This is a genomic window from Alcanivorax xiamenensis (assembly GCF_009846745.1).
GTDB lineage: Bacteria > Pseudomonadota > Gammaproteobacteria > Pseudomonadales > Alcanivoracaceae > Alloalcanivorax > Alloalcanivorax xiamenensis.
This window is the reverse complement of sequence record NZ_AQPF01000078.1, coordinates 1-10,381: the sequence shown is the minus strand read 5'-3', so window position 1 is coordinate 10,381 and position 10,381 is coordinate 1. Positions and strand designations below refer to the sequence as shown.

10 protein-coding genes are annotated in these 10,381 nt (G+C 59.6%); 8 read left to right on the top strand and 2 right to left on the bottom strand.

Translation table 11 applies throughout. From position 1 onward, the window contains the following. Positions 1 to 319 precede the first annotated feature (319 nt). The 5 genes from A6D6_RS20960 (at position 320) to A6D6_RS20940 (ending at position 7,599) form a co-directional block, all read left to right on the top strand. Positions 320 to 1,804 carry a capsule assembly Wzi family protein gene (locus A6D6_RS20960; protein ID WP_159661780.1) on the top strand — a complete coding sequence of 495 codons (1,485 nt, stop codon included), beginning with the start codon at positions 320 to 322 and terminating at the stop codon, positions 1,802 to 1,804. A gap of 18 nt (positions 1,805 to 1,822) precedes the next feature. Next, positions 1,823 to 2,956: a polysaccharide export protein gene (locus tag A6D6_RS20955; RefSeq protein WP_097057882.1), complete on the top strand. Its 1,134-nt coding sequence runs from the start codon at positions 1,823 to 1,825 to the stop codon at positions 2,954 to 2,956. Continuing rightward, positions 2,956 to 3,384 (top strand): low molecular weight protein-tyrosine-phosphatase, encoded by a 429-nt coding sequence (locus tag A6D6_RS20950; protein WP_159661779.1) that lies wholly within the window; start codon positions 2,956 to 2,958, stop codon positions 3,382 to 3,384. Before A6D6_RS20955 ends, A6D6_RS20950 begins: the two co-directional genes overlap by 1 nt. Before the next feature lie 22 nt (positions 3,385 to 3,406). Next, complete coding sequence (locus tag A6D6_RS20945) at positions 3,407 to 5,617, top strand: polysaccharide biosynthesis tyrosine autokinase (RefSeq protein WP_159661778.1); 2,211 nt, start codon at positions 3,407 to 3,409, stop codon at positions 5,615 to 5,617. Positions 5,618 to 5,826: 209 nt separating this feature from the next. Then, the gene (locus tag A6D6_RS20940) at positions 5,827 to 7,599 is read left to right on the top strand and encodes an SLC13 family permease (protein ID WP_159661777.1); all 1,773 of its coding nucleotides are present in this window, start codon (positions 5,827 to 5,829) and stop codon (positions 7,597 to 7,599) included. Positions 7,600 to 7,713: 114 nt separating this feature from the next. Here A6D6_RS20940 and cysC read toward each other — a convergent pair whose 3' ends face one another. Next, positions 7,714 to 8,331, bottom strand: a complete 618-nt coding sequence (cysC, locus tag A6D6_RS20935; RefSeq protein WP_026950059.1) for an adenylyl-sulfate kinase — start codon at positions 8,329 to 8,331, stop codon at positions 7,714 to 7,716. Positions 8,332 to 9,015: 684 nt separating this feature from the next. Here cysC and rfaH point away from each other — a divergent pair. The 3 genes from rfaH to A6D6_RS20920 all read left to right on the top strand — a co-directional run bounded on the left by rfaH (position 9,016) and on the right by A6D6_RS20920 (position 10,275). Then, the gene (rfaH, locus tag A6D6_RS20930) at positions 9,016 to 9,540 is read left to right on the top strand and encodes a transcription/translation regulatory transformer protein RfaH (protein ID WP_236564201.1); all 525 of its coding nucleotides are present in this window, start codon (positions 9,016 to 9,018) and stop codon (positions 9,538 to 9,540) included. 197 nt (positions 9,541 to 9,737) lie between these two features. Next, positions 9,738 to 10,022: a type II toxin-antitoxin system ParD family antitoxin gene (locus A6D6_RS20925; RefSeq protein ID WP_051015456.1), complete on the top strand. Its 285-nt coding sequence runs from the start codon at positions 9,738 to 9,740 to the stop codon at positions 10,020 to 10,022. After that, complete coding sequence (locus tag A6D6_RS20920; RefSeq protein WP_369412923.1) at positions 9,973 to 10,275, top strand: type II toxin-antitoxin system RelE/ParE family toxin; 303 nt, start codon at positions 9,973 to 9,975, stop codon at positions 10,273 to 10,275. Before A6D6_RS20925 ends, A6D6_RS20920 begins: the two co-directional genes overlap by 50 nt. Here A6D6_RS20920 and A6D6_RS22030 read toward each other — a convergent pair. Beyond that, positions 10,192 to 10,381 (bottom strand): hypothetical protein (locus A6D6_RS22030; RefSeq protein WP_236564202.1); only part of this gene is annotated, 190 nt, incomplete at its 5' end. The genes A6D6_RS20920 and A6D6_RS22030 overlap by 84 nt on opposite strands.

Genomic DNA, 10,381 nt, shown 5'->3' with positions numbered 1-10,381 from the left:
CCCGCCGGTACCGTCCTGGCTTGCCGGCCCCGGGGGGCGGTCATAAACCGGTAACAGAGAGTCCTGAGCCTGTTGCTCTGAAGCGCAGGGAGCAGGACCCCATGCCGATTTCTGTCGAACGGAACACGGCGCGCCGGGGTTTGCGATGGCGAAATGAGCAGGGCCTCGGGCCGGGCAGGATCGGAGAATCGCTGCTGGCATAGCCATCCGGTGGTAAAGTCGATGTAAAATGCCGCCTGCCGCCGTATTCACGACGTAACGGCCGGGTCATAATCCCGCTCCGGAAGGAGTGTCACAACGGGTTGGAAAAGGATCCCCAGTGGTTGATTGGGCTAAGTGGTTAAAAGGCAGCGCCATCGTCGCGCTGGCCGGATGGGTGTCCGGGGTGCACGCCGCGCCCTGGGTGGAAACCGGTGATTTGCGAGCCAGGCACCATGTGGAAGCGCTGTCCGCCATGGGCTGCTTCAAGGGCCTGACCCTGACCTGGCCCCTGAACTGGTCGGCGATTGCCGTGGGTATGTCCGGCATGCCGGAAGAGTGCGGGAGTTCCGATCACGCCGCCTACTTGCGCGCCGCCATGGATCAGGCCAAGGGCCAGACCCGCACCGCCACACTGACACTCGGCGGCGCCAACCAGGAACCGTTGTTTTCCCATTTCGGCTCCCAACCCATGGGTGAAGCCGATGCCCGCATGGCCGTCAGCTACACCGGCCGGCGCTGGGCCGCCAACATCGAAGCCCAATACATCGACAACGACCGTGATGAGAGTGAAGTGCGCGCCGACGGCAGCTACGTGGCCGGCCGCTTCGGTAATTGGCAACTGGGCGTCGGCGCCATCGACCGTTGGTGGGGCCCGGGCTGGCACAGCTCCCTGGCCTGGTCGTCCAATGCCCGCCCGGTGGCGGGCTTCTGGGTCAGCCGCCAAACCCCGTACGCACCCCAGTCCCGATGGCTCAACTGGATTGGCCCCTGGGATCTGCAAATGTTCGGTGGGCAACTGGAGCAGGACCGTACCATCCCTGATGCCAAACTGCTGGGGGGGCGCCTGACTCTGCGTCCGGCCTCCTTCCTGCAAATCGGCTTCACCCGATTGTTCCAATGGGGTGGAGAGGGCGGCTCCGAAAGCTGGGATTCTTTGGGGGATGCCATCATCGGCAAGGACAACGGGCAGCAGGATCAAGACCCCAGTAACCAGATTGCTGGCTTTGATTTCCGTGCAAACTTTCCGCTGTTCGGCGTGCCCACCAGTTTCTATGGCCAGGCCATGGGCGAGGACGAGGCCGGCTATATGCCGTCCAAATACGCCACCCAGTTCGGCTTCGACTTCCTCACCCATATGGGTAAGGGCAGTCAGCGCTTCTTTATTGAAGGCGCCAACACCGTGGCCGGCGATCTGTTCGGCAATGCCCGTGAAGGCGTGATGTACGAACATTCAAGATATACCAGCGGCTTCCGATATTATGGACGCAATCTGGCCAGCACCTGGGAAAGCGACGCCAAAGTGGCGACCCTGGGGATGCAGCAGTTTTTCCGCGGCGGCGTGGTGTTCACCGCGGCCCTCAGCAGCGCCACCCTCAATGTGGATGGTGGCAAACGGGCCCAGGTGCACCCGGACGGTGCTGAAATCCTCCAGGCCGTGGAGGAGCAGGATGTGCTCCTCGGTGAGCTGCGTCTGGAACACGATTTTCTCGGGGGGCGGCTCACCTGGGCTTTGGCCGCCACCGACGATCCGGTGGAAACCTTCGCTGGCGAGAGCGAACGGTTGACCGCCATGGCGCAATGGCGCCGTACTTTTGACTGGTAACAGGACTTTCCGGTGACTATGACGACAACTATCAAGTCCCTGCCGATCTTTGCCCTGCTGGGAGTGCTGGGCGGTTGTGCCTTCGCGCCGGGCGCGCACATTTCCAATGCGCCGGGCTGGTTCAGCGAAGACGACGGCGTGGAAGCCGAGGCGCTGCCCGACGTGGTGGAAATACATCAAATCAGCACCGCCATCCTGCGGCGGACGGGACAGGAAGGGCCCCTGATGCCCCCGGAAGAACTGCTGCGGGAGCCGGAAGACTATGACTACCGGGTGGGCCCCGGTGACGTACTGCAAATCACCGTTTGGGACCATCCGGAACTGACCATTCCCGCCGGTTCCATGCGTAGCCCTTCCGAAGCAGGTAACTGGGTGCACAATGACGGCACCATCTTTTATCCCTATGTGGGTAAAGTCGACGTCAACGGTCTGAAAGTCACCGAAATTCGTGATCTGATCACAAGCCGCATTTCCCAGTATATCGAAGACCCGCAAGTGGACGTCACCGTGGCGGCGTTCCGCAGTCAGAAGGTTTATGTCACCGGCGAGGTTAAGCAGCCGGGGGCTTACCCCATCACCAACGTGCCCATGCGTTTGTTGGACGCGGTGAACGCCGCTGGCGGCCTGGGTGAAAAAGCGGATTGGACCGATGTGGATCTGAGCCGGGACGGTGCTGATTATCGTTTGAGCCTGAGAGCGGTGTACCAGCAAGGCAACCCGGCCCATAACGTGCTGATGCGCCCCGGTGATGTGGTGCATGTGGCCCGCAACGAAGATAACAAGGTGTTCGTGCTGGGTGAGGTGAAGGAACCGAAACCGGTACCCATGACCCGCAATGGGCTGACCCTGGCGGAAGCTCTGTCCACCGTGGGCGGCTTCAATCAGCAGAGCGCGGACGCCTCCGGCGTCTTCGTGGTGCGTCGCGCTCAGCCCGGAGCCGAGCATCTGGTTGACGTCTACCAATTGAACGCCAAGGATGCGACGGCCCTGGTGATGGCGGATGCATTCAATCTGCAATCCCGCGATATTGTCTATATTACGGCGGCGCCGGTGGCCCGTTGGAATCGGGTGATCCAGAACATCCTGCCAACCGTTCAAATGATTTACTACGGGGCCTTGGCCGAAGACCGGCTGAGGGATCGGGACGACTGATGTTTGAGAACATCCTGGTCGTTTGTGACGGCAATATCTGTCGCAGCCCCACCGTGGCGGCGTTATTACGTGAGCTGAAACCGGAAAAGGCAGTCAGCTCCGCCGGCCTGGTGGGCCTCGAAGGGCACGATATGGACCCGACGGCCCGGGACGTGGCCCGGGCCAACGGGCTCGATTGCGGTGAGCACAGCGGTCGCAAGCTGACCAGTGCCCTGTGTCGCGATGTCGATCTGATTTTGGTGATGGAGACCCGCCAACGCGATCGCATCATCAGTGAGTTCCCCGAAGCCAGTGGCAAGACATTTTTATTGAGTCATTGGAACGGCGGCCACGATATTCCCGACCCTTTCCGCCGCGGGCGGGAAGTGTTCGAACGCATCTACCCCATGCTGCGGCAGGCCACCGAGGCCTGGGCCGGCAAACTTTGATCAAAAGGAACGATCTTTCCCTATGAGCAGCCCGCAAACCAATAATTCCGGCCGCCTCAACGTGATCAACGACGAAATCGACCTGCGCCGCCTGTGGGGCCTGTTAATGGACGCCCGCTGGCTGGTCATCGGCACCACGGTGTTGGCGTTACTGTTGGGGCTGGCCTACGGCGTGGTCGCCACGCCGATCTACAAGGCGGATGGCCTGCTTCAGGTAGAACCCAAAAGCGGTGGTATGGCGGGGTTTGGTGAGCTCACTGAGTTGCTGACACAAGACTCATCTTCCGAAGCGGAAATCCAACTGATCCGCTCCCGTATGGTACTAGGGCAGGTGGTGGATCAGTTGCACATGGATATCGGTGTCGCACCAGACCGATTGCCGTTGATCGGTGCTTTTAGCGCACCGGAGCCAGCACCGGAAGGGACCCAGGTGCCGCTGTTCGCCGGTTTCCGGGATAGCCAAACCTACGTCACCGTGAACCACTTCAATGTGCCGGACCGCTTGCTGGATGAGCCCTTCACCTTGAAGTCCGAGGACGGCCAGCCGGCGCTTTATTATGATGAAGAATTAGTGGCCAAGGGCCCAGCGGATCAACCTCTGCGCAGCGAGGACGGCGGCATCCATCTGGAGCTGGGCGAATGGCAGCCCGGTAACGAAGAGCTCCTTCTGATCAAATACTCCAAGCTCACGGTGGTCAATGGGATTCGCGCTAATCTGGGCGTGAGCGAGGTGGGCAAACAGACCGGTATCATTAGTATGAGCTACACCGGTACCAATAAAGCTCGCATCCGGGCCGTGCTCAACGCCATCGCCGATAACTATGTGCTGCAGAATATTCAGCGCACCGCCGAGGAGGCGGAAAAGAGCCTGGAATTCCTGGACCAGCAGCTGCCGGAAATCAAGAGCACGCTGACCAGCGCGGAAGAAAAGCTCAATGCTTACCGCCTCAAGAGCGAGTCCGTGGACCTGAGCCTGGAAACCCAGTCCGTGCTGGAGCGGCTGGTGGCCATCGAAGCCAAGCTCAACGAACTGAAAATCAAGGAAAGCGAAGTCTCCGCCCGTTTTACCCGTGAACACCCAGCTTACCGGACCCTGCTGCAGCAGCGCCGTTCCCTGGAAAACGAGAAAGCGGAAATCAACAAACAGATCAATCAACTGCCGGAAACCCAACAGGAAATTCTGCGGCTGATGCGCGACGTCGAGGTGAACCAGGAAATCTATGTGGCGCTGCTGAACAAGGTGCAGGAGCTGCGCATCATGCGGGCCAGTACCGTGGGTAATGTGCGTGTTATCGACAATGCCTTGGTGCAACCAGAGCCGGTGAAGCCCAAAAAAGGCCTGATAGCCGCCCTGGCTGGTGTGCTGGGCTTGATGATGTCGGTGGGTTATGTACTGGTCCGTGCCGCCTTCAATCGCGGCGTGGAAACTCCGGATCAATTGGAAGAGCAAGGCATCTCCGTTTACGCGGCGGTGCCGTTGTCCGAACATCAGCAGAAACTGGACCGGGTGATGGCGGCGTTGCGCCGCCGTAAAAAGGGCAAGCACGAGCCGATTTCCCTGCTGGCGGAAAAGGATCCGGGCGATCTGGCCATTGAGGCGCTGCGCAGCCTGCGCACCAGCCTGCATTTCGCCATGATGGAAGCGGACAACAAGGTGCTGATGATCTCCGGCCCCAGCCCGGGGGTGGGTAAGTCCTTCGTCACCGCCAACCTGGCGGCGGTGCTGGCACAGGTGGGGCAGCGCGTGGTGGTGGTGGATGCGGACATGCGTAAGGGCCATTTGCACCGCTATTTCGAGAATGACGGCCATACCGGATTGTCGGCGTTCCTTTCCGGGCAAGTGGACCTGGATCAGGTACTGGTGCAAACCAAGGAAGCAAACCTGTCCTTCATTTCCCGTGGCCAGATTCCACCGAATCCGGCGGAACTGCTGATGCACAAACGCTTCGGCGAGCTGATGGACAAGCTCTCCGAGCAATTCGATCTGGTGCTGGTGGATACACCGCCGATCCTGGCGGTAACCGACGCCGCCATCGTCGGTCAGATGGCCGGCACCAGCCTGATCGTGGCCCGCTACGGCCAGAACTCGGTGAAGGAAATCGACGTCACCATCAATCGCTTCGAGCAGAACAAGGTCACCATCAAGGGGGCCATCCTCAACTGCATTGAACGCCGTGCTTCCAACGAGTACGGTTATTACAGCTACTATAAGTACAGTAGCGATAAGAGCTGAGGCGCTTTCCGTGGGAGCTGGCTTGCTCGCGAATGTTTTTATTCATACGTAAGGGCAATTCGCTAGCAAGCCAGCTCCCACAGCAAAGCCACACTCAGACCCAAGCGCTATATGCCCATAGCCAATCAATCATTGAATGGAATATGCGAGCCAGTACCATGGGGGGCTTTACGGTAATCCGCTACCTGACCACGGGCGCTCGCTGACCAATGACTCCGGAAATCCTGTTCACACTGCTGATTGTTCTGGGTGTACTGATTGCCCTGGCCAGTAACCGGGTACCGGCGGAAGTGACCATGATGGGGGCCATGGTGATTGTCCTGGTCACCGGCATCATCACCCCGCGGCAGGCCCTGGCCGGGTTCGCCAACCCGGGGTTGATGACCGTCGGCGTGCTGTACATCGTGGCCGCCGCGCTGCGGGATACCGGCGCCATCTATTGGGTGGCCCATAAGCTGCTCGGCCAGCCCAAAACCGCCTTCGGCAGCCAGCTGCGTCTGATCGCGCCCACCGCCTTGCTCAGTGCTTTCCTTAACAACACCACGGTGGTGGCGATGATGATCCCGGCGGTGCAGGAATGGGCTCAGCGTCTGCGTTTGTCCGCCTCCAAGCTGCTGATGCCGCTCAGCTACGCCGCCATTCTCGGTGGCACCTGCACCCTGATCGGCACCAGCACCAACCTGGTGGTGGACGGCCTGGTGCAGCAAAAAGGGCTGCCCGGGTTTCATATTTTCGATCTCACCTGGGTGGGCTTGCCGCTGCTGGTGATCGGCTCCGTGTTCCTGCTGTTGTTCGGGCGGCGCTTGCTGCCCAGCCGGGAAGGGCTGGTGGAACAACTGGAGAACGCCCGCGAATACCACGTGGAAATGCGCATCCCCGAAGGCAGCCCGCTGCACAACAAGACCATCCAGGAAGCCGGCCTGCGCAATCTCACCCACGGTTATCTCACCGAGATCCAGCGCGATGGCCATCTCTATACCGCGGTGGGCCCGGACATGCAGCTGCAAACCGGCGATCAGTTGGCCTTTATCGGCGCTCCGGAGACCGCCCGGGAACTGCAGCGCATCAACGGTCTGGTGCCGGCCCACGGCGCCGTGCACAAACTGAACCTCAACACCCATCAGCGCTGTCTGGTGGAAGTGGTGATCGGCCCGGAATTCCCCGGCGTTAACCAGACCGTCAAGGAAGCGGCTTTCCGTACCCGTTACCAGGCCGCCATTCTCAGCATCAGCCGCCACGGCCTGCGCCTGCCCGGCAAGGTGGGGGAAAGGGTGCTCAAGGTGGGCGACACGCTGCTGCTGGACACTGGCGAAAGCTTTATCGAGCAGTACCGCTATCGTCGCGACTTCATGCTGGTCAGTCCGCTGCGGGATTCCACGCCGCCGGACTTCCGCAAGGCGCCGCTGGCCACCGGTATTCTAGGGCTGATGATTCTGATGAACGTGCTGGGTTGGTTCTCGGTACTGGAAGCGGCGTTTCTGGCCGCCGGTCTGCTGCTGATGACCCGCTGTGTCACCGTCAACCGCGCCCGTATGAATGTGAGTGTGAACCTGCCGGTGCTGGTGGTGATTGGAGCGTCCTTTGCCCTGGGCACGGCGCTGGAAGAGAGCGGGGCGGCGGGCTGGATCGTGGACGGCCTGTTCCGCGCCCATATCACCTCGCCGTGGATGGCGTTGGTGTTGATCTATGTGATCACGGCGCTATTCACCGAGCTGATCACCAATAACGCCGCCGCGGTGCTGGTGTTTCCGCTGGCGTTGGGGGTGGCGGAGCAGTTGGGGGTGAGCCCGACGCCGTTCATCGTCGCGGTGATGTTTGCTGCCTCGGCGAGTTTCATGACGCCGCTGGGTTATCAGACCAACCTGATGGTGATGGGCCCCGGTGGCTATCGCTTCACTGATTACCTGCGCATCGGTGTGCCCATGAGCCTGCTGGCGGGGGCGGTATCCATCACACTGATCCCGCTGGTCTGGCCGTTCTGAATTCTGTCGAAACAATATTCGCGAGCAAGCTCGCTTCCCACAGCGGCTCCGTAGTCATGCTTGTTGTGTGAGACAAACTACGGAGCCGCTGTGGGAGCGGGCTTGCCAGCGAATTTAAACCCCAATCCCTTCAATCAACTGCTTCACACAGGTCTCGATATCATTCTCCGCGGTGTTGATTACCACCTCGGGCTTCTCCGGTGCCTCATACGGACTGTCGATACCGGTGAATTCCTTGATGATGCCCTGGCGCGCTTTCTGGTACAGCCCTTTCGGGTCACGCTTCTCGCATTCTTCCAGCGGCGCGTCCACGAACACCTCCACGAACTCGCCGTCCTCGAACAGCTCGCGGGCGGCATCGCGGTCGGCGCGGAACGGGCTGATGAACGCGGTCACCACCACCAGGCCGGCGTCCACCATCAGCTTGGCCACTTCGGAGACACGGCGGATATTCTCGGTGCGGTCCTCGTCGCTCATGCCCAGGTTCTTGTTCAGGCCATGGCGCACATTGTCCCCGTCCAGCAGATAGGTGTGCTTGCCTTGCTGAGTCAGAGCCACTTCCAGAGCGTTGGCCAGAGTGGATTTGCCGGAACCGGACAAGCCGGTCAGCCAGATGCACTTGGGGGTCTGGCCTTTGGCCTTGGCCCGATCGGCCTTGGTCAGATGGGACTGGTGCCAGATCACCTCGGCCTTGGCGTCGTGCTCGCGCTTCTGATAAGGACTGTCGCTCATTGAATCCTCCGTTGCTGATGAATGCCGGCTGGCAGCCGGTATGGTAGGGCTTTGGCTGGGGGCTTCAATATCTATTGGTTCTTTGCTTAAGCAATCGCTAGCAAGCTCGCTCCCACAGCGGCTTCGTGGATCGCCGCGGGAGCGAGCTTGCTGGCGAATGTATACCGCGCCCCCTCGCATAATAATCACGGAAATAATAAAAAAGCATTGTCGTTTTCTTTTTATTAATTCTTTAGGGTTAGATAAAAGAGTACGATCGTCCAACCCAACCCCTTGAAGCGGCAACACTTTTAGCGAAAACGTCGTGGTCAGGAAAGGGTCAAGAAAGACTACTAAAATAGCCCTCCGACAATAATATTGTGAACGAATCCGGGTGCCGGTAGTATCGTGCCCCTGGCGGGCTAAACGTGATGAAACCTGGTGCGGTGTTAGCAGCGGCGGAGTGTTACAGAGCTGTAAAAACTTCACAAACCGGTATCCGCTCAATATCCAGGGTCAGGGGGATCTCAGTACAGTGCGGAGCGGCTGGCGCGATTGGAATGGTCGTGGGCCAGGCCGAGTAGTTCGTAATCAGTGAAGACGTAAGGATGCGATCGGCATGAGCAGGCAAACAATTTGGGACGCCCGGCGACAGCCATGGGCCGCCACGCCATGCCGGCCCGCCTCCAGAGGCCACGGCTAATTATGTTGGACCCCAGCTCATCCGCCATGAACACCGCCGCCAGTCAGAATGCCTGGTATGTGGTGCAGTGCCGCGCCAACCAGAACTACCGGGCCCGGGAAAACCTGGAAAACCAGGGTTTCACCTGCTTTCTCCCGGAACTCTCCGTGGAACGCCTGCGCGCCGGACGTCGTATCCAGCGTGAGGAACCGTTGTTCCCCGGCTATTTGTTCATCCGTCTTGATCGCGCCGGTGGCTGGCACACGGTGCGCTCCACTCGTGGGGTGCAAAAATTGGTCACCTTCGGCAACCAGCCGGTGCCGGTGCCCGACCAGGTGGTGGAAGAACTGCAAACCCGTACCGAAAGTCAGCACCAGGAGCAGGCCTTTGCTCCTGGCGACACCCTGCGCATTGAAAATGGTCCGTTCAAGGATCTGGAAGCGGTATTCCAGCGCTTTGATGGCCAGGAAAGAGTAATTGTTTTGATGGGCATGCTGCACAAGCAGCACCAGTTAATCCTGTCCATCAAGGACGTCAGTCGCCATTAGACCATCCCCCAAATGGGGAATGGCCAACCGGATCGGCGGCCATACAATGCAACCGGGCCAACACTGCCCACCCGTTCTCAGGGAACCGACGGTAAACCCTGTGGCGGTAGCGTGCCTGGAGAGGGTGAATAGCAGCTTCACGGCATACCCAAATTCGCGCTATATTCATAACTGCTCAATATGAATAGGAGTCAGCCATGGCTACGACAAGTTTGACCTTGGGCTCCCATTGGGAGCGCTTTGTTAAAGAAGAGGTCGCTAGCGGTCGGTACGGATCCGTCAGTGAAGTGATCCGGGACGGGTTACGTACTCTGGAAATGCGCCAGACAAAATTGGCGACTTTGCGCGCTCATCTCTTGGAAGGCGAAGCGCAGGCGGCTCGTGGTGAATACGTTGACAACTTCAGCATGGATGAGCTGATCAGGGATCAGGATGATGCCAAACAGCACTCGATATCGGGTAACACTCCGGGCCAGGGATGACCTCATTGCTATTGCCCGATATACAGCAGCCAATTGGGGCCGGGCGCAGCGCGATGTATACATGCGGAACATGGAACAACGTTTTGTATGGCTTGCGGAAAATCCGGCGCGGGGGCGTCATCGACAGGATATCAAGAAGGGCTACCACTGTTATCCTCAAGGAAGCCATTTAATCTTCTATGTAATCAATGAGTGGGGAATCGACATCATCGGCATTCCCCACAAACGCATGGATATAGAAGAGCACTTCTAGCATTTCCTGCTGGCCCTCTACATCGCCGCTGTGGGAGCGGGCTTGCCAGCGAAGTAGGCGGACGCCGAACGCCGCATTCGCGGCCAAGGCCGCTTCCCACAGCCGC